Raw genomic sequence first — 25422 nt, forward strand, 5'->3', positions numbered from 1 at the left:
CATTATAATAAACCTTATATCCTTACACATTACGCAACAAAACTTATAAAATTAAGATTATTACGATAAATAAAAATTGTTTTTTTATTATAAATCCATTAGAAATTTTTTAGTGTACATAGGATAACGTACTTTTGCATCACTAATAAAAAATAAAGATTATTTAATATTTAAAAACTTCAATCTATGACATTTAAAGATTTGCACCCAGCCGACATAGCTGAAGCTATCTCTGAGATGAAGAGAAAAGAGCGAAACCTTGAATTTCTAAAGCTTTCTCCTGATCTGAAGGTCGAAGTATTCTCATTTTTAGATATAAATATACAAGAGGAGATTGTTCGCAGTATGACTCAAGAGGATTATGCGGAAGTTTTAAATAATCTTGAACCAGATGACCGTACTGAATTACTTGAAAATTTTCCTGATGAGTTAATCAAATACTCTATTAACTTACTGAATGCGGAAGAAAAACAGATAGCGCTTAACCTAATTGGATATAATGAAGATAGTATTGCGAGGTTAATGACGCCCTTGTATATACAAACAAAGGCGAATAGAACTGTCAAACAAGTCTTTCAACACATTAAAAAATACGGTAAAAAAGCGGAGACTTTAAACTATATTTATGTAGTCGATGATCACAATCGATTAATTGATGACTTAAAAGTTGGAGAATTACTTCTTGCAGAAGAAGATACACTTATATCTGAATTGATAGATAGTAATTTTATTGCTATAACGACAACTACACACACAGAGGAAGCATTTGATATTTTTGAAAAATACGATCGCTCTGCTTTACCTATTATAACGGAAAAAGGAGTATTAGTCGGTATTGTTACATTCGATGATATCTTAGACGCTATTAAAGATAGGGATACAGAAGATATTCAGAAGTTTGGGGGGATGGAAGAATTAGATCTTTCGTATACTCAAACACCATTATTTGAATTAGTTAGAAAAAGAGCCGGTTGGTTAATTATCCTTTTCCTTGGAGAAATGCTTACAGCATCTGCAATGGGACATTTTGAAGATGAAATAGAAAAGGCAGTAGTATTAGCCTTATTCGTTCCACTTATCATTTCCAGTGGAGGTAACTCCGGATCTCAAGCAGCCTCATTAATTATACGTTCTATGGCCTTAGGAGAGCTAAAAATAAGCGATTGGTGGTATGTAATGCGCAAAGAACTTGCATCAGGAGTAATGTTGGGAGGTATCTTAGGTATTATAGGTTTTGTTAGAATTCTTATTTGGCAAAAATCGCACATTTATGACTATGGTGAACATTGGGTTTATGTAGGACTAAGTGTTGCAGTTTCCCTTCTCTTTATTGTTTTATGGGGAACGTTATCAGGCTCACTGATTCCATTTATCTTGCGAAAACTTGGTATGGACCCAGCAACTGCATCCGCTCCGTTTGTAGCAACCTTAGTAGACGTTTCTGGATTAATCATTTACTTTACAATTGCAGCAATGTTCTTAACAGGAAAAATATTATAAAAATACAGGTTAACAAAAAAGGTGTAAGTACTTGAATACTTACACCTTTTTTTGTTACCTACTGTTGAGGAAGTGTTCTATATGGACTTAATATCTTTCCTTCTCCTGTCATAATAGGAGAAATTTCTCTGTTGTAAATTTCAGAACTGACATCCTTATCATACACTTCAACACTTTTTTTGTATGCTGTCTTATAGTCATTTGATTTAGCACTTAAACCAACTTTACTACTACAAGACGAAACGATAAACGCTATTACGCTAAGTTTACATAAGATATTCATACTATTGTCTATCAAAAAGTTAATACACTCAAAGATAGCAATAAATATAAATTATACTTCCTCTCTAAAATTGACCTTTTTCATATTTGGCAAAAATGCAGCAATGATACCTATTAAAGGTAAATAAGCACAAATATGATAAATAGTCTCAATAGAAGTATGATCAGCCCACCATCCTAAAACAGCAGAACCTAAACCTCCCATACCAAAAGCAAAACCATAAAACAATCCAGATACCATACCTATCTTTTTAGGTAAAAGTTCTTGCGCATAAACTAAAATTGAAGGGAAAGCAGATGACAATATAAATCCGATAATGACAATCAATATTCCAGTCCAAAAGAGATTTGCAAAAGGCAATAAAATAGTAAATGGTGCAACACCAAGCACTGAGAACCATATAATATACTTTCTTCCTACTCTATCTCCAAAAAAGCCACCAATCAAAGTACCAGCTGCTACAGACAGTAAAAAATAGAACAAGTAAACTTGTGCTTGTACTTCGCTAATTCCAAAGCGTTCCATAGTGTAGAATTGGAAATAACTCGAGATACTCGCTACGTAAAAATACTTTGAGAAAATCAATAAAAGCAATACAATAATTGACATATTCACTCTAAGCTTAGACAACTCAGGTATGCGGATTACTTTCTTCGCTTTTGATGCTTGGTGAACCAATACTTTTTTATACCAGTTACCTATAAACACATAAAAGAACTGAGCGATAATAGCTACCACTACAAACCACAATAAGTGTTGTTGTCCATGTGGTAATACAAGCCAAGCTACTAATAAAGGAGCTAAGGCAGTTCCAGTGTTTCCACCGATCTGAAATATAGACTGGGCTAAACTTCGTTTGCCTCCAGATGCAACATAGGATACTCTTGATGATTCTGGATGAAATATAGAAGACCCTATACCTATTAAAATAACTGCACATAACACCATCGCATAAGATGGAGCATAACTCAATAGAATCACACCTAACATACTGCATATCATACCGAATATTTGAGAGTAAGGCTGAGGATGTTTATCTGTATAACTACCAACTAAAGGCTGCAATAAAGAGGATGATAATTGAAAGCAAAAGGTAATCATACCAATTTGAGCAAAACTCAAGTTATAATTATCTTTCAACATAGGGTAAGCTGCAGGAACAATAGCTTGTATTAAATCATTGCATAAATGTCCAAAACTAATTGCAAGCAAAATTGGATAAACAGTGCGCTGTGCTTGAGTTTGTTCGTTTATCTTACTTATCACTCTACTTGGCACACTTAATAAGTTATTCATATTTGATTATTTAAAATTGGGAAAAGCAAAGGTAGTATATACAGCCTAAGAACATAATTTGATATTCTTAAATTATACGAACGGATAATTTTACTACATTTACTTTTTATCAACTACAAAAACTTATTACCGTGCACACATCAAACCCTCATCCAAACAAATCAGCTTTACAAGAAAATGAAGGTATTGAACAACCAAATATTACCAATGCACAGGCAATTAAGCGATTTCAGGAAAGGAGAAGAAAAAAAATCAATACTGAAGAAATAATTAATCGCATCATTCAACAGGACAAAGTAGCACTCAGCCAAGCCATTACTTTAGTAGAAAGCTTAAATTTACAGCATCACAGTCAAGCAGAACAAATTATTCAAGGCTGCTTACCCTATGCCAATAAGTCTATTCGAATCGGAATAACTGGAGTTCCTGGTGTAGGTAAAAGTACTTTTATTGAAGCTTTTGGTAAACTACTCACTTCTTTAGGTAAGAAGGTTGCTGTTTTAGCCATTGATCCCAGTAGCAGTGTCACTGGAGGAAGTATATTAGGTGATAAAACAAGAATGGAGGACCTTGTAAAGGATGAGAACGCCTATATTCGTCCTTCAGCATCGGGAGATAGCTTAGGTGGAGTTGCTCGAAAAACAAGAGAAAGTATAATCCTATGTGAAGCTTGTGGATTTGACACAATCCTTGTTGAAACTGTTGGTGTAGGACAAAGTGAAACAGCAGTACACAGTATGGTTGACTTTTTTCTATTGCTTAACCTCGCTGGCGCAGGTGATGAATTACAAGGAATAAAAAGAGGTATTATGGAAATGGCTGATGCTGTTATTATAAACAAAGCTGATGGCGAAAATATCAATAAAGCCCAACAAGCTAAACTTGAATACAATAGAGCTCTACACCTATTTCCAAAGAAAGCATCTGATTGGACTCCTAAAGTACGTACATGCAGTGCCTTGCAAAACACTGGTATATTGGAGGTTTGGAATCTTATACAAGATTACATCAATCTGACCAAAGAAAATACTTATTTTGAAAATAGAAGAAAAGAACAAAATCAATATTGGATGATGGAAACTATTAATGAAAATATATTGATGCGTTTTTATAATGACCCTATAATCAAACAGCAAATTGTACACAATAAAAAAGCAGTGCAAAATAGTGAGATATCACCTTTCGCAGCTGCTCAAGATATTTTAAAACTTTATTTCAAAGAATAAGCTTTCAGAAAATTAATCTTCTAAATCTTCATCTTCAACATATCGTTCCATTTCGCGTTCGTAAAACTTTCCTGCTTGTACGATTAGCGTTTCCATTTCTGACTCAACTTCACTTTCTTCAGATTCTTCTATAGACTCTAAAAATTCTATCTCATCTGTATTTAAGTTAATAATAAAACGAGGAAACTCTAAGTGAATAATGAAGATATCGTCTGGGTTATCTGTATTATCTGCTAAAACGAATTTAGGTAATTCCATTGTATAATGTATTAATTGTTTCTGATTAATCTATTTGATAATATGTGGAAGCGAAGATATAAAAAAATTGCGGCCATTGTTAATCCTGCTAATAATCCAATCCATATCCCTGGAGCACCAATTTCAGTATATAAACTCAAGTAGATTGAAACAGGGAATCCTACAATCCAATAAGAAATGAATGTTATAATCATTGGTATATTGACATCTTGTAGTCCTCTAAGTGCTCCTAATGTCACTACTTGAATACAGTCTGAAATTTGAAAGAATGCACAGATTAACAACAGTTGACCAGCAACTGCAATTACTTCACTATTGACTACCTCATTTACCAAGTCCTTGTTATCCAAGAAAAGCATTGGAATATAATTTCTAAACACTATAAAGAACAAAGCGAAACCTATATAAATAATTACAGCCATCAACATAATAGATCTTGCTACGGTCTTTAATTTTACATAATCCTTTAGTCCTCTTTGATTCCCCACGCGAATCATTGCTGCAACACTTAATCCACTGGCGAACATAAATGTCATAGAAGACATACTCAGTGCAATTTGATTAGCTGCTTGAGATACAGTACCGATCATGCCCGACAACCATACTGCCCCTACAAATAATGCTACTTCGAAGAAGCTCATCATACCAGAGGGTATTCCTATCTTGGTAATTTTACTCAACATATCTCTACTTACCTCTGATAATTTAATATCCAACAGAAAAGGTTTGAACATTTCTTGCTTTCTCAAAGCAAAATGCATGTAGGCAATCATGACCAATCGAGAAATCAAAGTCCCATATGCTGCACCTAACATTCCCAGCTCAGGAAAAATCCAAATACCATAAATCAAAAAATAATTAAATAAAACATTAGTTACATTTGATATTACAGTTGCATACATGGCGTTCTTGGTCTGCGATTTTCCGTCTGCAAATTGCTTGTAGGCTTGATACATTACCATGGGAATCAACGACAAAGCTACGATATCCAAAAAGGGCTTTGCTAAAACTGTTACTTCTTCTGGTTGTCCCATATGCATAAGCAACGGTTTAGCAAAGTAAATTATCGCAAACAATAATATACCTAAAGTCGTACATAGAAATAGTCCGTTCACAAAAACTGAACGTCCTTCTTTTGTATTATTCTCCGCATCACTATGCGCTATTAAAGGCGTAAGAGCTGTTGAGAAACCTACTCCTAAAGAAATAGCTATAAACACAAAACTATTAGCAAGTGAAGCAGCTGCTAATTCAGTAGCACCTATTTTCCCTACCATTATATTGTCTATTACTCCAACTATGGTATGTCCTAACATAGCTAAAATAATAGGGTACGCTAACTTTATATTATATCTAAACTCACTAAAGTAAATCGATAAGTTCATCCTCTAAATCTTTTTTGCAAATATAATGAGTTGATTTCGATAATATATCTCAATTATACTAATGCTTTAAAAAGATTTCCCCTATTCCTATAGTATTAAAAAATAATCTAAAAATAAAAACCTCACTTCTTTTTACAAACAAGGTCATACAGCAACATTAAAAAGGTTATTCTACATTGACTTATTCACTCATTAACCTCTCCTTGTACAAAGCTAAATCTGCCTTTACATTGTCTGGCAATTCAGGAATCTTAATATCGTCATATTGGCTCATTACCTCCTCAAGAATACTTGCGAGTATATAACGACACAAATCTTTATTATCTGCTGGAATGACATACCACGGACATTGCTCTGTAGAAGTTTTACTGATTGCCATTTCATAGTAGCGTTGATAATCCTCCCAATACTGTCTTTCTTTGACATCAGCTGGCTCAAACTTCCAATTGTGTTTGTCCTTATCTAATCTGCGCAGTATTCTACTCTTTTGCTCATCCTTACTCATGTGCAAAAAGAACTTTAGCACAATCACGCCATTATTGCTAATGTGCTTTTCAAAATTTTGTATTTCAGTGTATCTTTTTTCCCAGAAATCATCAGTGATATCCTCTAAACTCTCAATGTTAGGAATGCGCTCATTCAGCACTATTTCTGGATGTACTTTAGAAACCAACACATTTTCATAATGGGTGCGATTAAATACTGTAAACTTTCCTCTTTCTGGAAGAGTAACATAATGCCTCCACATATAATCGTGTTCTAACTCAAAAGAAGTAGGTCGCTTAAAACTCTGTACATCAACTCCCCTGGCATTAAAAGATTTAAATACCTCTCTGATTAAACTATCTTTACCCGCAGCATCCATCCCTTGTAGGCAAATCAGAACACTGTAGCGATTATGCGCATACATTACATCTTGAAACTTCCCCAATCGGCGACTCACTTCATCTAATTTTCGCACTGCCTTTTTTGATTTCATCTCAAAATCAGGTTTAGTTGCAAGTTCATCTAATTTTATATCCCCTAATACTTTGTACTTCTTTTCAAATCCCATAATCATCTTTATTTTAGAACTTAAAAATTAACATTTTTTATTTAGATTTGAAATTATATATCCAACATTTTTTAAAATGAAACAATTGACATTAGAATTTCTATTCCACATATTTGGATTAAGTGCTGCATCTGGTATAGCATACAACGATGAACAAATACACCTCATAGCTGATAACAGCACTTACTTATATCACTATGACATGACTAATACTCTCTTTACAAAAACTCCTTTAAGCCAAGAAGATTATGGTCAAGAGAATATCGCTAAGAATATGAAACCCGATTTTGAATCCATCACACAAAATGAATTAAACTACTACATATTTGGTTCAGGTTCTACAGAGAAAAGAATTGACTTAATTGAGGTGCACAAACTAACTAATGAAGTTATCAGTACCCAGCAACTGGATATTCTTTACGAGTCGATGAAAGCTTTTGCAGGTATAGACAATGACAACTTCAATATCGAAGGTGCAATATTAGACGGTGAGACTTGGTATTTTTTTAATAGAGGTAATGGACCTAAAAGTCAAAATGGAATCTTCATTGTTACAGGTGAGAATATTATAGATAACTTTAGATTAACTTACTTTCCTATTAAACTACCAAAGATTAATAAAGTACAGAGCTCTTTTACTGATGCTGTAAAAGTAGATGAAGATATTTACTTTTTAGCTGCTGCAGAAGATGTAGCATCCAATTACAAGGACGGTGAAATTAAAGGAAGTTTAATTGGAAAAATCAACTTAAAGAAACTCAAATTAGAAAAGACCAAAGTCATCAGTGAGAATCACAAGTTCGAAGGAATTACTATATACAAACAAAATGCTAAAGAAATAGAATTTCTCTTATGTGAAGATCCCGACAACGACAAAAATCAAACGGGTATATATAAACTAACAGTAAACAAATAAAAAAGCAGATGTATTCACATACATCTGCTTTTGCTTTATCAGAAATAAAGCTATATTGAATTAGTAGTTTTCTTACAAATAAACCTTCTGTTGGTCCAGAGTGCTAAAATAAAGTAAAATATACAAACTAACCACATTTGAATAAAGATATCTTTAATTTCATATAAAGATGCACCAAATTGCGACAAGGAAACATATCCCTGTGCTCCTAATGTTGTAGGAACAAATACAGAAAGCTTTTGCATCCAAAGAGGAAAAGAACTCATTGGCCAAGATGCTCCAGAAAACAACATCGTTGGCAGTGAAAAAATGGTTACAATCATTAACGCCTCCTCTCTTTTCCTAAAAAAGTTAACGGCTGTCATTCCCAAGAAAGTAACTGCCAGAATAAAAGGAATTAAAAATACGATGATTTCAAATAAATTCCCTCTTAGTGGGAAATTAAATGCTCTTGTCACAACTAACGTAGCAATCATCATTAAGAACATAGAGAATACTAAATAAGCTAAACTCCTTCCAATCGTAGAAAAGAAAATACCATATTTTCTATTCGCATAAGAAAATGTTCTCGCAAACAAATTTCCCTCACGTAGTGTTCCTCCTATCACTCCCATAGCAGAAATCTGCAAAGTCTGTAAAGCAATTAAAAACACCACTGGCAATAAGAATGTTCCGTAACCCGAATTTATGTTATACAAAGGAACTGGTACGGGATTAAATGGTCGTCTACTTGCCATTGCCTGTTTCATAGGTACACCAGAAGACATCGTTTTATTTACTTCTATCTGCGCATTAATCGTCCCCATAGTACGCATTACTGCCCCTATAGTTTGCTTATAATAAAGCATATAAGCAGCGTCACAATAAGCTGAAACTGAAGGAGTCAATCCCTTTTGAATATCATGTCCAAAATCTGGTGGAATAATAATTATACCATGTACTTTTTCTTCTTTATACAATTGTTGCGCTATGTCAACACTTTGCGTTTTATAAGTTACATTTACCTGAGCTGTTGCATCTAACATTCGCCCTACTTGTTGACTTAACTTAGAGTTATCTTGATCTACCACTACAATTGATAAATCTTCTATCACTTCGTTTGAATAAACGTAAGAATAAAAAAAGAAAACAAATAAAACGGAAAATATATAAGATGTAATTACTGCTGAATCAGAAAAAATCAACTTAACCTCTCGTTTAGCACCTTCAAAAATTAAAGCCAAACCTGCTATTAGATTCTTAAACATTGTAGCCTCCTTTCTTTAATCGCAAATAATATATCGGAGCCGAAATAATACCTATAACAACAAATACTGATAACACAATCAGATAAGTACGTTGCATACCATTAAAAGAGATACCGCGAACAGCATAGCTAATAACAAATCTCAAATAAGAGTGAAAAGGAAAAATATAATTAAGCCCTTGCACAAAGTTGCTCATCCCTTCTGGCGGGAAAGTATAACCCGTAAATGAAAAAGCCAATGCAGTATATCCTCCTCCAATCGTCATAGCCGTACGCAAACTTGTAACAACCGAAGTTACAAATAGCGCCATAGATTGACACACAATAATGAATGATAATGTAATCAAGTTTATAAAAGCAAAGCTGCCATTTAATGGGGCTTGTATTTTATAAAACAACAAACTATTCATAAAAAAGCCTACAATAAAGAACACAATTGTATAGGGAAGTAATTTTCCAACTATCGCAACAAAAACTTTATTGTTTGCTTGCTCTAATAATTCATGGCCTCTTTTGTATTTTAAAACATTCCCAAGCGCATAAATCGAAACAATCATTACCACAATTTGAAAAGCCATTGGCAAAAAGCCAAGGTTCAAATAAGCACCATAGTTTAAAAAGGGATTAAACAAAGTGTGACTATCTGTTCCAATAGGAGTAATAACTCCCTTAGTTTGCTCAGGCATCATGCCCTTTTTCTTTAGTATTTCAATTTGTGCACCTGCAGCAAAAGAGCCTGCTATCAGTTGAAAATCACGTTGAATCAATCCTGCAGGTAATAGATACTGTCCATTAAAATAACACATCACATTAGGTGCCAATCCGTTTTGTACGTTCTTATGAAAGTCTTTTGGGATAACAATAAGTGCAAAAGACTTACCTGTTCTAACCGTTCTTTGTCCCTCTAACTCATCTGTAACCTCATAAGCTATATCCATAGTAGCATTAGCATCAATCATTCTGACTAATTGACGAGATACACTACTTTTATCCAAATCTAAAAGTGTCACAGGCAAATTCCTTGCTACATTTTCCGACAATAGACTTGAATAGAAAAAGAATAAGAGAGCCGGTATTCCGATCATCAAGAGCAATAATCTTGGAGAAGAAAATATTCTAATACACTCTTTCTTAAATATGGATACAAAACCTTTTTTCACGTTAATATGATTTATTTCAAACTTTTCTCTAAAACTAAAGCACTCATTCCAGGACGTAGACCATCAACCTTTTTCACTGGATAAGCTTTAATCAGAAATGTTTTCATATCGAACTCCCCTTTAGTTTTTGTTGCACTCCACGTTGCATAATCTGCTTGAGCTGCAATATACTTTACTTCTAATTCGATCTCTTGATTACCTAATGCAGGAACGCTAGCATGTAACTTAGCTCCCATTTTAAAATAAGGCATTAGATTCTCCTTAATATTAAAATATACCCATACATCATCTAAATCAACTAAGTTTACAATAGGATATCCAGAATTTACAATTTCCCCTTTATTAGGCATAATCGTCAGTACCTCTCCCGATTGAGGAGCTTTCACTTCTCCCTCTCCTTTTAATATTTGCACTTCTTGCACAGCAGCCATTGCTTGATGTACTTTAGCCAAAGCAGCTTGCTTATCCTCTACACGAGCTCCATTTGTTGCCATTCTATATTGAGAATGAGCGGCTTTTTCAACCTCTTGAGCAGCTTTATACTGTGTATAAGCCTCATCTTTTTTCTGTGCTGGTAGTACTTTCTCATTAAACAAGTTCTCTACCCTTGTATATGTTTTAGCGGCAAGTTCAGCACCAATTTTGGCTTGTTGCCACATATTATAGGCTGCTTGTATTTCTTCTTCTCTTGCTCCTTTTGTCGCTTTGGCATCTAATGCTTGAGCTGCTTTTTGCACAGACTCTGCCTGAGCCAACTTAGCGTCTATTTCTGGTGTACTAATTTGCAACAATACTTGCCCACTCTTAACTTTATCACCTTCTTTTACATAGATAGCATCAATACGTCCAGGTATTTTTGATGCGACATTTATTTGAGTTGCCTCAACTTGTCCTTGAATATAAGAATCTTTATCTCCTGTCATGAACCAAATAGAGATCACTACAATGAGAACAACAGCAACTACTCCTATAAGTGCACTAATAGCTTTATTTTTCATCTTTTACCTTAATATTATTTTGCGTATTCTATAAAATTCTGACTTAAACCTGCGTACTCTAATAATGAAGCTACGTTTATAGCATAATTAAAATGAGCTTGAAGTTTTTGTAATTTAATTCCCGAAAGTTTCATTTCTGCATCCACAACATCTGTAGAAGAAGCAAACCCTTCTGAAAAAGCTTTGTTGCGCACGCGTAAAAGTTCTTCTCCTAACTTTTCTTGTGTTAACAAGTTTTCTATTTGCTCAACTTGTTTCTCAATATCTTGATACAACTTGGTCACAAGCATTTGCACATCGTTCTTAGCTTTTGTTTCAAAAAGTTCAACACTTTCTTTTGTAGCCTTTGCAGCCTTAATCTCATTTCGATTTCTCAATCCCTCAAATAGAGTGTACGACACTCCTACTCCGACTACCCAAACATTATCATTATCGTGCATAACACCAGCACTCATTGGGTTATTGTGCGCTAAAATTGTTTGACCAAAAGCTGCCACAGTAGGATAGTAAGCCGATTTCTTAGCTTTAATTCCTTGTTCTGCTAAATCCTTCTGAAGAACTAATTTTTGAAGTATAGGGTAGTTGATTAAAGCAGCATCTTTGTAAAAATCTAAATCCTCCAATGCGTCTAAAATAAAGAAACCACTTACCAAGTCTTCTGGCACCTCGTCTACTTCAAGTGTATTGGCCAAAGCAATGCGTGCCAATTTGATATCTTTAATAGCTGCATCCAACTGACGTCTTGCCTCTGAGACAGCCACATCGGCAGATAGCCTCTCTACAGGAGCGATCATGCCATTCTCCTCTAACTTAGTTGCATCGTGCAAATGGTGTTGCATTCCCTTTAGCACTTCTTCACGCACTTTTACTGCCTCATCAGCTAACTTTACTGCATAATAGCGCTGGGCTAATTCAGAAATCAATTGATTTTGCTTATTCTCTAAATCTTTCTCTCCTATTTCTTTTTGAATACTTTTTGCCTTGATAGCAGCATTTATCTTTCCTCCTGTAAACAAAGGCCAAGTAGCCATAAACCCACCAAAAGCCATGTCTCTTTTGTTAAAAGAAACACTCCAGTTGCCCAAAAGCTCAGGATTAGGTAAATGAACAAAATCTCCCACTCCATTGCGAAGTCCATTCAAATCAACTCCTAAAGATCGATCCAAATAAACGCCCATCCCAAATGCCTTAACTGTTGGATAGCGCAATCCCTTGGCTGCTTTCCATTCGTATTCATGCACTTCTTCTTGTTTTTCTTGTGCTTTCAACGCACTATTCTCTTTATGCATCATTTCATATGCCTGAGAAAAAGTCAGCGTTTGTGCTTGAGCAGTGTTTGATGTAAATACACAGAGAATACTTCCACATACAACAGTAAAAATTCCCTTTAATTTCAATCTATTCATTGACTACTATTTGATATTATATATACCTTGCTTTGTATTTTCTAAAAATCCCTTCACTTGGTAACTACAAATTTTCGCATAAAATTAAACTATTTTATCTAAAAATGAAGTCATAATCGCGAAAACTCCTTCTTTTATAAAGTTAATTAATACAAAAAAATCACGTTTTTTCCTAAATTATTACCACCTACCCCAGAAACTCATATACCCAAGTTCAAAGGAACTAAGGTAGGTAAATCAAAACGCATGCCATTACAACCCATTTCCATAATAATATACACATTACACACCGACTACACAACCTATTGACTACTAAGCTTTATAAGATAAAAGTACACCAACTGACTACTACAACTAACTTGTCTTTTACCTTTGCCTTTATAAGTGGAAAGACATAACCAAAATAAAATAGTAGATAAATAAAAAAAGCCCTCTAACTAAAGAGGGCTCTATCTTTTATGTAGAAAAGTAACTATTTTTCAATTTCGCGTAAACTTTCCATTTTTTTATGTGCTAAGAATCCTTTGATGTCCTCAAAATGCTCTTTTACACGTTTGTTTCCAAACTCAAATACTTTCTCTGCTAAACCGTCCAAGAAGTCACGGTCGTGTGACACTAAAATAACTGTTCCTTCAAAGTCCCTTAACGCATCTTTGATAATGTCCTTTGTCTTCATATCTAAGTGGTTCGTAGGCTCATCGAGAATCAACACATTATATGGCTCTAATAATAACTTAACCATCGCAAGACGCGTTTTCTCACCTCCTGAAAGTACTTTAACCTTCTTTTGAATATCATCTCCTGAGAACATAAAAGCTCCCAAAATATTCTTTATCTGCGTTCTGATATCTCCTTCTGCAATTCTGTCAACTGTTTCGAAGATTGTTAAGTTCTCATCTAACAAAGAAGCTTGGTTCTGTGCAAAATATCCAATTTGAGCATTATGCCCTATCTCTACGTCACCTGTAAAGTCAATTTCCTTCATGATCGCTTTAATCATCGTAGATTTACCTTCCCCATTCTTTCCAACAAAAGCAACTTTTTGCCCTCTTTCAATCACCATATTGGCATCTTTAAACACCACGTGCTCACCATAGGACTTCGAAAGATCTTTTACTACAACAGGATACTGTCCAGCGCGCGCAGCAGGTGGAAACTTTAATCTAAGTGCAGAGTTATCCACTTCATCTACTTCAATTATCTCCAACTTTTCAAGCATTTTCACACGAGATTGCACTTGTAAAGTCTTCGAATAAGTTCCTTTAAAACGCTCTATAAATTCAGTTGTTTCCGCAATCATCTTTTGCTGTTCTTCATACGCTTTTAACTGATGAGCACGTCTATCTTGACGCAACACTAAATAGTCAGAGTACTTTGCTTTGTAATCGTATATTTTACCCATCGTAACTTCAATCGTACGATTTGTAATATTATCCACAAATGCACGGTCATGGGAAATAACCATCACCGCTTTAGCTTGATTAATTAAAAAATCCTCTAACCACTGAATACTCTCGATATCCATGTGGTTGGTAGGCTCATCTAAAAGAATCAAATCTGGTTTCTGCAATAAGATCTTAGCCAATTCAATTCGCATTCGCCAGCCTCCACTAAATTCAGAAGTTGGGCGTGTAAAATCTTCTCTTTCGAATCCCAAACCTTTCAAAATCTTCTCTACTTCAGCCTCATAATTAACTTCTTCAATTGAATAAAACTTTTCACTTAGCTCAGATACACGTTCAATCAACTTCATATAAGCATCACTCTCATAATCGGTGCGAACAGTCAACTCTTCATTAAGCTCATCAATCTCTTTTTTCATAGAGAATATACTCGCATACGCCTTAGATGCTTCTTCCATCACAGTACAATTATCCTCTGTCAATAAGTGCTGTGGCAAATAAGCAATTACGGCATCTTTTGGTGCAGATATACTTCCAGTAGATGGTTTATTTACCCCTGCAACAATCTTTAATAGAGTAGATTTTCCTGCTCCATTCTTCCCCATAAGAGCAATCTTGTCGTTTTCATTAATCGAAAAATTGACACCACTAAATAATGTAGTACCACCAAACTGAACTGAAATGTCGTTAACTGTAATCATGTAACTTCGTATATCTATTTTATAATTATTTGCAAATATAGTATTTGTTAGATACCATTTAGCAGATTTGAAATAATAAAAAAAGCTCTGTGAATTAACTTCCACAGAGCTTGTATATTCATTGGGTAATATACCCTTATTATTCCATTTCTTCTTTCTTTTTACCAAACATAAAAAGCAAGACATAACCAATAACTCCACCTAAACCTGAAGCCATTAAAATCCCCAGTTTAGCTTGATCAGGGAACTCCGGATGTAGATTGATATCAAATGCTAATTCAGTAACGAATAACGACATTGTAAATCCAATCGCCGCTAAGAATCCTAATCCCAATAGATTCAAATAAGTCATTCCTTTAGGCATCGAAACTACTTTCAATTTAATCAACAAAGCAGTTAGTCCAGACACACCAATAACTTTTCCTATTAACAGTCCAAATGCCACCCCTAAAGTTACAGCACTGAAACCACCGTCACCTAAGCTGATTGGAATAGCAGCATTCGCAAGTGCGAAAACAGGCATTACAAAGAAAGCTACAAAGTTATGCATACTGTGCTCCAAGCGAATAGAAGCTGGTAAAGCATCTCTTGACAAATCTTTTATATCGTGAACACACTCCATCTGAGCACCAGTCAAGTTTGGTATTTTATCATCAGGATCAATTTTACTGAATCGATCTCTTAAGCTATTTAATTTAGTAACGAAGTATGATTCGTTAACTTTTGCCGTACTCGGAATTGCAAAAGCTGCTAAAACCGCTGCAATCGTTGCGTGAACACCAGATAGTAAAAAACACAACCACACTCCACCAATACCAATAATAGCATAGTAAATTGTATTTCTGATTCCTATTAAATTACTCAACACTAACAATCCAAAGAATCCAAGTCCCATTCCCAAATTAGTAATTGACAAATCACTTGTATAGAACATCGCTATAACTAATACAGCACCTAAGTCATCTGCAATAGCTAAAGCAGTCAAAAACACTTTAAGTGAAGTAGGTACTCTATCACCTAATAAATACAGTACTCCAAGGGCAAAAGCAATATCAGTTGCCATCGGAATCCCCCAACCATGTGCTGCATCAGTTCCACCATTGAAGATCAAATAAACAGTAGCAGGTACCACCATTCCACCAATAGCCGCTATGATAGGCAACATTGCTTTCTTAGGTGAAGACAGTTCTCCTGTTGTCAATTCTCGTTTCAATTCTAAACCAACCACAAAGAAAAAGATTGCCATCAATCCATCATTCACCCAATGCTTTAAAGAGTGATTCAACGTCATATCATTAAGCGTAAAGCCAATATGATTATCATCCCAAAAGCTCATATATGCATCAGCCCATTGAGAATTAGCCATAAAAATAGCAAATACAGCAGCTAAAAATAATACTATCCCACCAGATGTAGATTTACTCATGAATCTACTCATTGGCGCCGTAATCCATTTATCTGCTGGAGATAATTTAATATTGTTATCCATCGTTTTTTAAATTTGTTAGCGAATATAGTTTTTCTGATACTTTTAGGCAAATTAGTAACCTTATTTTTGTATTAAATCTTGTGATTATCGAGGTTTTACAGTACTTAAACCTTCTTGTTAATCCTTGAAAAAGACAAATGAATTAAAGTTGAATAGAAGTAAATTGACAATGTAGTGCACTGAATCAATCAAGTCTGTTTGTTCTACCCCATTCTTATCGCTTATAACCATTGAAAAATCAACAATCTGACTAACAGCAATTCACATCCAAATCACACCAAATAACCACAAAGACCAAGACCTCCTTTACTTTGATTTACAACCAATTAGCTAAATCCCTCTTAAAAGAGTGGTTAAAAATAGATAGAATAAGTATATTTGCTTTTTGAAAATCAAAAATATGGACTCAATTTTAGATTCAAATATACAGCCAAAAGCTAAACCGAAATGGTTACGTGTAAAATTGCCTACTGGTAAAAAATATACAGAATTAAGAGGTTTAGTTGACAAATATAAACTTCACACAATCTGTACATCAGGTAGTTGTCCTAACATGGGAGAATGTTGGGGTGAAGGAACCGCTACATTCATGATTTTAGGTAACATCTGTACGCGTTCTTGTGGATTCTGTGGTGTAAAAACAGGACGACCAGAAACAGTGGACTGGGATGAACCTGAAAAAGTAGCTCGCTCTATCAAATTAATGAAGATTAAACACGCAGTAATCACAAGTGTTGACCGAGATGATTTAAAAGATGGAGGTTCTATCATTTGGGCAGAAACTGTAGATGCTGTACGCCGTATAAGTCCTGGAACAACAATGGAAACATTAATTCCAGACTTCCAAGGAATAGAGACAAACATAGATCGCATTATTGCAGTAGCTCCTGAAATTGTCTCTCACAATATGGAAACAGTACGTCGATTAACACGTGAAGTGCGCATACAAGCTAAATACGAGAGAAGTTTAGAAGTATTAAAATACTTGAAAGACCAAGGAATCAACAGAACTAAATCAGGTATCATGTTAGGCCTTGGTGAAACTGAAGAAGAAGTAATCCAAACCATGCATGATTTAAGAGCAGTGAACTTGGATGTACTGACAATCGGTCAATACTTACAACCAAGTAAAAAGCACCTACCTGTAAAAGAGTTTATCACTCCCGAACAGTTCAAAAAGTATGAGGAGATAGGTTTGGATTTAGGATTCAGACACGTAGAAAGTGGAGCCTTAGTTCGTTCTTCATATAGAGCACAAAAACACCTTTTATAACAATAAAGAAACAGGTCGCTTAGTAAGCGACCTTCTTGTTTAATAGTTTATGAATAAAATACGCATAGCGATTAATGGTTTTGGCCGTATCGGTCGTAACCTTTTCAAACTACTCCTTAGTCATCCCCAAATTGAAGTTGTTGCTATTAATGATTTAGCGGATACGCAAACAATGGCTCACTTACTTAAATACGATAGTATTCACGGGATTCTACCAAATCAAATTACCCATGATCAAGATCACATTTATGTAGATGGACGTAAGATCTTTTTCTTTAGACAAAGTGAAATCCAACAAATCAATTGGAAACACCTTGATATAGACTACGTTGTTGAGTCTACGGGTAAGAGAAAAACATACGATGCTCTACAGCAGCATATCGAACAAGGAGCTAAGCGAGTAATCCTATCTGTTCCTCCAGAAGACAATACCATAAAAACAATTGTACTGGGTGTGAATCAAGATATACTTACAGGAGAAGAATTAATCATCTCCAATGCCAGTTGTACTACAAATAATGCAGCGCCAATGGTGAAGGTTATCAAGGAATTGTGTGGTATAGAACAAGCGTATATCACGACTGTTCACTCTTATACAACAGATCAAAGCTTACACGACCAACCTCACAAAGATTTACGCAGGGCAAGAGGTGCTGCCCAATCAATTGTTCCTACGACCACTGGAGCAGCTAAGGCATTAACTAAAATATTCCCTGAATACGAAGGTAAAATCGGCGGTGGAGGTATTCGCGTTCCCGTTCCTGATGGCTCTTTGACAGATATAACTTGTTATGTCAAAAGAGAAGTTACCATCGAAGAAATAAATCAAGCATTCAAATCAGCAGCAGAAACACATTTAAAAGGAATATTAGACTATACTTCTGATCCCATTGTGTCAGTTGATATCATAGGCAACCCACATTCTTGCCTGTTTGACTCACAGCTCACATCTGTACTCGACAAGATGGTTAAAGTAGTGGGATGGTATGACAATGAAATCGGCTATTCCTCGCGATTGATTGATTTGATTCTATATGTAGATTCCATAAAAAAATAATATTACGAAGCAGTTTGTTTACTGAAGTCCACATGATGACATAAAGCAAACTGCTTTTCTTTTTTACTTTTTTATTTTGACACTTCCACTGAGATAAAGGTCCTCCCTATTTCATTGTCTCCCAAATGTAAATATTTTGTCTAAGTATACTAGTGCGAAGTGCAAGTAAACATCCCCTTAAAGGTTTTGCTTTTCTTAAATAGTAGTTATCTACTTCTCATGTAGACATATATTCACTTATCAAACGGCAATAAAAATATCTACTTCTGCATCACTTGCATTAGAAGCCTTATCACCATATACTTCGTAATCGTGTGTAAACCTTCTCGCTAAGTCTTGATTCCAAATTTCCACCCACTTTTGAATAACAACACCCTTTGTTAAATCACCTTTAGCTGTAAACTTTAAGTAAGTTCCCCCCTCGACAGCTATCCCTGTCATACCTCTTGGAATCTGGGCTAAACTTGAAACCTTACATCCCAACAAAGTCGTATAAGGCAATGTGTGATCACCTTCGTACTCTGTATACATCGAAATAATCTCATTACTTAATTTAGAGGGAATTTGTTCTATTGTATTTTCGTTAATAAATCGCTGCCATAGCATGGGAATATCATTAGCAGCTTGATTATTCATATTAGAGGTTCGCACGGTAATACCAATGATATAAAATGGCTTTACTTCAATTGTTTTCATTCTAATTATCTTTTTTTAATTCTTCCACAAAAATAATACTACAGAATGTCAACAGTATGTCAGGGGTAAAACACAAATGAAAAAAATTCACTCTCTATAATACACATCAGCATACAAAAAATGAAAAAATAAATTAGCACACAGTAATTAAATAGCCTTAAAAAATCAAAGTAACTACCATAGGCGACACTACTGGATACGAAAAAATCTAAGGAACACACTTACCTAAAAGAAAGAAGAAAAACAAGCTATGCGTTCTTGACCTCCTCTACACTATTGCGATACTTTTGACGACAGCTTTCTATATATTCTTGTAAAGTTAAATCATGAGGTTCAAAACACTTCAAAGACACGTGCATCCTTTCAATACGATCTAATCTAAAAGCTCTAAACTCACTGCGAAGGCGACAAAAGGCAATTAAAATCCAATTCTCTTGAGTAGTGTACAAAGCAAATGGTTCAATCTCTCTCTCGGTTCTCTTATTATCCAAAGAGAAATACGCAATTGCAACTACCTGATAATTAATCATAGCTGATTGCAACCTCACAAGCAAATCACTCGAATTTCCTTCTGTGGAATTTGGTCTTACTTGTATACGATCACACAACAACTCCATTTTCTCCTTTTGGCTAAAACGCATCACAGCTTTTAACTTTTCAACAGCGCTGCAATACTGTTGAACAAGAGAGCTATCGCTATTCTGTCCGATAAGTTGTTCTACTGTAATCAAAGCGTTAGCCTCCTCTTGAGAGAACATAATAGGCGGTAGAGAATAACCTTCCATAATAGAATACCCTTTGCCTTCTTCAGTAACAATAGGAACACCTGAATCCTCAAGAGCTCGTATATCGCGATACACAGTGCGAACACTTACATTGTGTTTGGCGGCAATTTCACTTGCAGTCACTAATCGCTTAGACTGCAATTGCACTAAAATTGCAGATAGCCTATTCAACCGGGGGATAGATTCGGACATTTATAGCATAATTTGTAATACTCACAAAGATACAAAGAAGATCAAACTTTGGTTTGCATACAAAAGTTTGTACCTATGTAAAGACCTCAAGTTATTCTTTTAGCAAGATTTTCATTTTTATTTCCCATTTGTAATAACGTAAATCATATTAGGAGTTTAACCCAGGTTACACAATAGACATCTGAACGAAGAACAATTACACAAAATAGCGCTGAATTACTGAGTAAAGTATACCATAGTATGGTTTTAGAACTAATAAAAGAGATATGAAGTAAAATTGCTTTGTAGTATTTGGCTAATGTAGCATCTACGGTTAAATAGTTGAACAAAAAATAGTACTTTCCTTGGACTTTCTTGCCCTTTTCTTGCGGTATCCTTGCAGTTTTACTGCTAAAAAGGGGTGTTTCTCGAAGAAAACCCCTAGCATCCCCCAAGAAACCCCCAAGAAAGTACCAACCATATTGCAGTCATTTCCCTCATAACAAAAAACTATAGATAATTATCTTATTGTAAAAAGCTAAAGAAATGTGCTTGATTTCAGCATACAGACAATTGAGAACATTCGCTTATTCAAGTTGATATAGAGGTTGCCTTCGAATTCACCTAAAAGGTGCATATAAAAGCACTATTCTAAAGAAGTGCGTAGCCTATGCTTTAGTATTTCGCTATAATTTATTATCCCCTCTTAATAAGAGACTACACTTTCCCAAAAATTCTTTAACCTTGAATCACCTTTACGCGATCTTAGAACATTGGAGTAAATACAATAAAAAATCCTCTTTGTTTTGACAACAAAGAGGATTGCTATTTTCAAATCTACTCTATTGAATAGATAATCTTATTTTTTCTCGTTTAGCTTAGCTGAGAAATCCATAGAGATAGCTACTTTTTCAATTTGTAACTTACCAGCCATAGTCTCTAAGATAATTGTAGTTTCTTGGATCTCACCAATTCTTCCGTGAATACCAGATTTAGTTACTACTCTATCCCCAACTTTTAATGCTGCTTCAAAAGCTTTTTCTTGTTTTACTTTTTTCTGTTGCGGTCTAATCATTAAGAAATAGATCACTGCAAACATTAAGATAATGGGTAAAAAACTTGTCATTCCTTCCATGTCCTATATTTTTCGAATTTATAATTACTTAATCTCTTGGAGCTACATTAGCCTGAATTGTCAATAATTCAACTACGTTTTCTGTGTTCGTAGTCAATGTAATTGTTTTCTGTTGAAGTCCTTGTTGACTTTGTTGAAAACGCACTTTAATTTTAGAAGTCTCACCAGGTTTAATAGGTGTTTTTTGATATTCAGGTACAGTACAACCACATGAAGCTTCTGCATTGATAATCACTAAATCATCTTCTCCTACGTTTGTAAGTTCAAATTCAGTGTATACAGCATCGTTATTTTTCACATTTCCAAAGTCGTGAGATAATCTATCAAATTTAACTTTAGGAAATTTAGTATTCTTAACTTGAGATTCTACTTTGTTGGCGTTTTCTACGTCAATTCTTTTAGTAGCATCTTCCTTTTTACCGTCACAAGCAACCGCAAACAAGGCTACTGTACAGATTAACAACAAGCTTTTCTTCATTTTTTATTGTATTTTAATTTAAAGTAATCCTTTTCCTACTTTGTTTAGTCTTCCTTCTTCAGCATAAGCTTTAGAAATACCGTCTAATACTCCGTTGATAAAAATACTACTTTTTGGCGTAGAATACTCTTTTGCAATCTCTAAATATTCATTAATTGTCACTTTAACAGGTATACTATTAAATTTTAACATTTCACAAATCGCCATACGCAAGATAATTGTATCTATCTCCGCGATACGATCAGCATCCCAGTTAGGAGTTTTGTCTTCAAACTCTCTAAATAATTCTTGAAAGTTCAAAATTGTCTTTCTGTACAAATTAGTTGCAAAATCAGCATCTTCTTCGTCTTTGAAAATCTTTGGAACAAATACTTGGGTATCTCTTTCCTTTAATTTCTTCAATTGCTTTTGAATCAAAGTATTAATCACAGGTAAATCATCTAACCAAGTTAATTTATAATCTTCAAAGAAAGAATATATTTTTTCGTTGGGAGCAATGATTTCAGTGAAAATATCCACCACAAAATCGCGGTCATCTTCAAATGTCACTGAAGACTTAGCCATATATGATTTGTAGATATCACTTTCCTTGATTTCCTCAAGTAACATAGTGATATAGTTGTCATATACTGACCACTGCGTTAACTTCTTCTCCTCCAACTTAGAGGTAATAGATATAGAGTTCTCTAATAAAAGAAGTACGCTATTTTCGATAAGTCTTTTGTTTGGATTGCGTTCTGCAGATGTAGCTAAATGTTTTTTCTGTGCTATAGAGATATATTCTTCCTCTTTCTTGCGAACCTCTACTAAGGTCGTTAACACTAACAAGTATAAATCTTGTACGTCTTCTATACTATTGTTTAGAAACTTCTCTCCTACTTGGATATTTTCAGAGTTACTTTGTTGCATCATATAAAGTGATTGCATAACCTTTATACGAATGTGTCTTCTGTTTAACATGCTACTTAAGAACTTTTTATAAATTTGTTGTTGTTTTCTTATAACAGCGCAAAGGTAGTAAAATATACTTTTAATCAAACAAGAAAGATGCGATGAGTTATTTTTTAACGATATTTTTAGTAAATTATTAAATCTCTTAAATTCTATCTATTCTATAATACGCTATCTTTGCCTTTTGCATGGTCAAAACAAACAAATTACAAAGTGTTTAATAGTTGAGAATATCAAAAAGAGGAAAAAACGAGACAACAGTGTATTCCCTTGATTTGCAAACCCTAAAACACTTTTTAAAACATGAATAGCAATAGTTATTTCTTGTTAATTATAACCACAAACAACAAGCCTTATCAAACCAATGAGTGCATTAAGTCATCTAAATAAATATTTTTACAAATATAAATCGCGTTTTATTATAGGTGTTACTATTACTATTGTAGCACAGATATTCACCTTATATACTCCTAAACTTGTTGGGGACTCCATTCGTACACTTGAGCAAATCGATGCCCTACACAAAGAGACGGTCATTAAACTATTGGGGCAAAATATCTTCTGGATTTTAGTCACAACCCTCATTGCAGGTTTTTTAACTTTCTTGATGAGACAGACCTTAATCGTCATGTCTCGTCACATCGAATTTGATTTAAAAAACGAAGTATTCAAGCACTACGAAATACTCACCCAATCCTTCTACAAACAGAATAGAACCGGTGATTTAATGAATCGTATCAGTGAAGATGTAGGAAAAGTTAGACAATATGCAGGTCCCGCAGTGATGTATTCGATCAATACACTGATCAGGTTTGCGGTTGTATTAACTCAGATGTATTTAATCTCACCTCAATTGACTTTTTATTCGCTGTTGCCATTGCCTCTTTTAGGTTACTTTATCTTTAAACTAAGTAGACAGATTAACGAAAGGAGTTCTATATTTCAAGCAAACCTATCTCAATTATCCTCTTTCACACAAGAGATTTTCTCTGGAATAAGAGTAATTAAAGCGTATGCTATTGAAGGAGAAAAACAAGAGGACTTTAAAAAACTAACCCAAGAGAGTAAAGAAAAAAATCTAAAACTTGCCAAGACAGGTTCACTCATTGGCCCGCTTATGATTTTTTTAATCGGATTGAGCAACTTAGTTGTAATCTCCATAGGAGCTATCATGTATTTTAATGGACAGATTCCCGATATAGGAATCATTGCCCAATTTATACTATACATCAATATGCTTACTTGGCCTGTTGCATCACTGGGATGGGTATCCACGATGATACAAGAAGCAGAAGCCTCGCAAAAACGCATTAATGAATTTTTAGATATTAAACCTGAAATCTACAATACAGCAAAGGAGCATACTCCTATTGATGGAAAAATTGAATTTCAAAATGTTTCTTTTACTTACGATGACACAGGTATAAAAGCCTTAGACAATGTTTCTTTTACATTAGAAAAGGGCGAAACACTTGCTATATTAGGTAAAACTGGTTCAGGAAAATCAACTATTTTATCCCTAATTGCAAGATTATACGATATTGAAGATGGCAAAATACTCATTGACAACAATCCTATAAAAGATTGTCACTTAAATGATTTGCGACAATCTATTGCTTTTGTGCCCCAAGATGCTTTTCTGTTCTCTGACACAATCAGCAATAATATAAGATTTGGAAAAGAAGATGCAACAGAACAGGAAATTATAGAAGTGGCAAAAAAAGCCGCTGTTCACGAGAATATCATCTCTTTTGACAAAGGTTACAATACCGTGTTAGGAGAAAGGGGATTAACTCTTTCTGGGGGGCAAAAACAACGTGTATCGATAGCGCGCGCACTGATAAAAGAGTCACCTATACTCATCTTAGATGATTCACTCTCAGCCGTAGATACAGAAACGGAAGAAAATATCCTAAAGAGTTTAGAAAAACACAGTAAAAACATAACGACTTTAATCGTTACGCATCGTATTTCATCAGCTAAAAACGCAGATAAAATAATCATCCTCGAAAACGGCAAAGTCATAGAGAATGGTACTCACGAAGAATTAATAGCCAAAGAAGGCTATTACAATGAGTTACATCAAAAACAACTCAGCGAAAAAGAATTATTATAAAAAGTTGGTTTATTAAGTTTTTTTTTAGACTTTTGAATACTATATATGAACAAATCAATTAATTGATAAGAAGGAATTATGAGAGATAACGAAATGTTAGAAAAGGAGGAGATTTTCTCTAAAGTACTAAGAGCTGGTAGAAGAACTTATTTCTTTGATGTTAGAGCAACGAAAGCTGAAGACTTTTACATTACAATTACAGAGAGTAAAAAGTTTACAGAAGATGATGGATCATTCCACTTTAAAAAACATAAAATCTACTTATACAAAGAAGATTTTGGTGCCTTTAGAGAAATTTTAGATGAGATGACAAACTATGTTATCGACAAAAAAGGTGAAGAAGTAATTTCAGAAAGACATCAAAAAGATTTCAAAAAAGAATATCAAAAAGATGAAGTAAATTCTTTCACGGATGTAAGTTTTGATGATATTTAATGAT

The 25422-nt window shown here is 34.4% G+C and carries 23 protein-coding genes; 7 read left to right on the forward strand and 16 right to left on the reverse strand.

The annotated features are described in order from the left end of the window. Positions 1 to 186: 186 nt before the first annotated feature. Entirely contained in the window at positions 187 to 1500 is a 1314-nt protein-coding gene (gene mgtE / locus GOQ24_RS02015) for a magnesium transporter (RefSeq protein ID WP_155091728.1), read from the forward strand. Between the two features lie 58 nt (positions 1501 to 1558). Here the strand turns inward: mgtE and GOQ24_RS02020 are convergent, their stop codons facing one another. Then, positions 1559 to 1783 (reverse strand): hypothetical protein, encoded by a 225-nt coding sequence (locus GOQ24_RS02020; protein WP_160339007.1) that lies wholly within the window; start codon positions 1781 to 1783, stop codon positions 1559 to 1561. 51 nt (positions 1784 to 1834) lie between these two features. Continuing rightward, on the reverse strand, positions 1835 to 3079 hold the full coding sequence (locus tag GOQ24_RS02025; protein ID WP_160339008.1) for an MFS transporter: 1245 nt from the start codon (positions 3077 to 3079) through the stop codon (positions 1835 to 1837). Positions 3080 to 3210: 131 nt separating this feature from the next. On the opposite strand from GOQ24_RS02025, the gene meaB reads away from it, so the two are divergent. Beyond that, positions 3211 to 4305 (forward strand): methylmalonyl Co-A mutase-associated GTPase MeaB, encoded by a 1095-nt coding sequence (gene meaB / locus GOQ24_RS02030; RefSeq protein ID WP_160339009.1) that lies wholly within the window; start codon positions 3211 to 3213, stop codon positions 4303 to 4305. A 12-nt stretch (positions 4306 to 4317) separates the two neighbouring features. On the opposite strand, the gene GOQ24_RS02035 is transcribed toward meaB, so the two are convergent. The 3 genes from GOQ24_RS02035 to GOQ24_RS02045 form a co-directional block, all read right to left on the reverse strand. Next, positions 4318 to 4563 carry a hypothetical protein gene (locus tag GOQ24_RS02035; protein WP_155091731.1) on the reverse strand — a complete coding sequence of 82 codons (246 nt, stop codon included), beginning with the start codon at positions 4561 to 4563 and terminating at the stop codon, positions 4318 to 4320. 11 nt (positions 4564 to 4574) lie between these two features. Continuing rightward, a complete protein-coding gene (locus GOQ24_RS02040) occupies positions 4575 to 5948 on the reverse strand; it encodes an MATE family efflux transporter (RefSeq protein ID WP_160339010.1) in 1374 nt (457 codons plus the stop codon). A 181-nt stretch (positions 5949 to 6129) separates the two neighbouring features. Beyond that, a complete protein-coding gene (locus tag GOQ24_RS02045) occupies positions 6130 to 7002 on the reverse strand; it encodes a PPK2 family polyphosphate kinase (protein ID WP_160339011.1) in 873 nt (290 codons plus the stop codon). Positions 7003 to 7078: 76 nt separating this feature from the next. On the opposite strand from GOQ24_RS02045, the gene GOQ24_RS02050 reads away from it, so the two are divergent. After that, on the forward strand, positions 7079 to 7918 hold the full coding sequence (locus GOQ24_RS02050) for a DUF6929 family protein (protein WP_160339012.1): 840 nt from the start codon (positions 7079 to 7081) through the stop codon (positions 7916 to 7918). A gap of 50 nt (positions 7919 to 7968) precedes the next feature. On the opposite strand, the gene GOQ24_RS02055 is transcribed toward GOQ24_RS02050, so the two are convergent. The 6 genes from GOQ24_RS02055 to nhaA form a co-directional block, all read right to left on the reverse strand. Further along, on the reverse strand, positions 7969 to 9165 hold the full coding sequence (locus GOQ24_RS02055; protein ID WP_155091735.1) for an ABC transporter permease: 1197 nt from the start codon (positions 9163 to 9165) through the stop codon (positions 7969 to 7971). Beyond that, positions 9158 to 10324, reverse strand: a complete 1167-nt coding sequence (locus GOQ24_RS02060) for an ABC transporter permease (RefSeq protein ID WP_317165480.1) — start codon at positions 10322 to 10324, stop codon at positions 9158 to 9160. Before GOQ24_RS02060 ends, GOQ24_RS02055 begins: the two co-directional genes overlap by 8 nt. 11 nt (positions 10325 to 10335) lie before the next feature. Further along, positions 10336 to 11322, reverse strand: a complete 987-nt coding sequence (locus GOQ24_RS02065; RefSeq protein ID WP_155091736.1) for an HlyD family secretion protein — start codon at positions 11320 to 11322, stop codon at positions 10336 to 10338. 14 nt (positions 11323 to 11336) lie between these two features. Next, complete coding sequence (locus tag GOQ24_RS02070) at positions 11337 to 12728, reverse strand: TolC family protein (RefSeq protein WP_160339013.1); 1392 nt, start codon at positions 12726 to 12728, stop codon at positions 11337 to 11339. Positions 12729 to 13200: 472 nt separating this feature from the next. Beyond that, positions 13201 to 14832 (reverse strand): ABC-F family ATP-binding cassette domain-containing protein, encoded by a 1632-nt coding sequence (locus tag GOQ24_RS02075; RefSeq protein WP_155091738.1) that lies wholly within the window; start codon positions 14830 to 14832, stop codon positions 13201 to 13203. Between the two features lie 139 nt (positions 14833 to 14971). After that, positions 14972 to 16321 (reverse strand): Na+/H+ antiporter NhaA, encoded by a 1350-nt coding sequence (gene nhaA / locus GOQ24_RS02080; protein ID WP_155091739.1) that lies wholly within the window; start codon positions 16319 to 16321, stop codon positions 14972 to 14974. Positions 16322 to 16721: 400 nt separating this feature from the next. On the opposite strand from nhaA, the gene lipA reads away from it, so the two are divergent. Next, positions 16722 to 17594, forward strand: a complete 873-nt coding sequence (gene lipA, locus GOQ24_RS02085) for a lipoyl synthase (protein WP_160339014.1) — start codon at positions 16722 to 16724, stop codon at positions 17592 to 17594. A 49-nt stretch (positions 17595 to 17643) separates the two neighbouring features. After that, entirely contained in the window at positions 17644 to 18651 is a 1008-nt protein-coding gene (gap, locus tag GOQ24_RS02090) for a type I glyceraldehyde-3-phosphate dehydrogenase (RefSeq protein ID WP_155091741.1), read from the forward strand. 240 nt (positions 18652 to 18891) lie between these two features. Here gap and GOQ24_RS02095 read toward each other — a convergent pair whose 3' ends face one another. The 5 genes from GOQ24_RS02095 to nusB form a co-directional block, all read right to left on the reverse strand. Beyond that, positions 18892 to 19347 (reverse strand): GyrI-like domain-containing protein, encoded by a 456-nt coding sequence (locus GOQ24_RS02095; protein WP_160339015.1) that lies wholly within the window; start codon positions 19345 to 19347, stop codon positions 18892 to 18894. Between the two features lie 248 nt (positions 19348 to 19595). Then, the gene (locus GOQ24_RS02100) at positions 19596 to 20324 is read right to left on the reverse strand and encodes a helix-turn-helix transcriptional regulator (RefSeq protein WP_160339016.1); all 729 of its coding nucleotides are present in this window, start codon (positions 20322 to 20324) and stop codon (positions 19596 to 19598) included. 838 nt (positions 20325 to 21162) lie between these two features. Then, positions 21163 to 21438, reverse strand: coding sequence for a preprotein translocase subunit YajC (yajC, locus tag GOQ24_RS02110; RefSeq protein ID WP_155091744.1), 276 nt, complete (start codon positions 21436 to 21438; stop codon positions 21163 to 21165). A 28-nt stretch (positions 21439 to 21466) separates the two neighbouring features. Further along, positions 21467 to 21916 (reverse strand): DUF1573 domain-containing protein, encoded by a 450-nt coding sequence (locus GOQ24_RS02115; RefSeq protein WP_155091745.1) that lies wholly within the window; start codon positions 21914 to 21916, stop codon positions 21467 to 21469. An 18-nt stretch (positions 21917 to 21934) separates the two neighbouring features. Next, positions 21935 to 22876, reverse strand: coding sequence for a transcription antitermination factor NusB (gene nusB, locus GOQ24_RS02120; RefSeq protein ID WP_155091746.1), 942 nt, complete (start codon positions 22874 to 22876; stop codon positions 21935 to 21937). A gap of 355 nt (positions 22877 to 23231) precedes the next feature. Between nusB and GOQ24_RS02125 the strand changes: the two genes are divergently transcribed. Next, positions 23232 to 24983 (forward strand): ABC transporter ATP-binding protein, encoded by a 1752-nt coding sequence (locus GOQ24_RS02125; protein WP_155091747.1) that lies wholly within the window; start codon positions 23232 to 23234, stop codon positions 24981 to 24983. Between the two features lie 78 nt (positions 24984 to 25061). Next, positions 25062 to 25418, forward strand: coding sequence for a PUR family DNA/RNA-binding protein (locus tag GOQ24_RS02130; protein ID WP_155091748.1), 357 nt, complete (start codon positions 25062 to 25064; stop codon positions 25416 to 25418). The last annotated feature ends 4 nt before the right edge of the window (positions 25419 to 25422 follow it).

Origin of the sequence: Myroides sp. LoEW2-1 (assembly GCF_009767705.1) — a bacterium.
In the GTDB taxonomy this organism is placed as follows: domain Bacteria; phylum Bacteroidota; class Bacteroidia; order Flavobacteriales; family Flavobacteriaceae; genus Flavobacterium; species Flavobacterium album_A.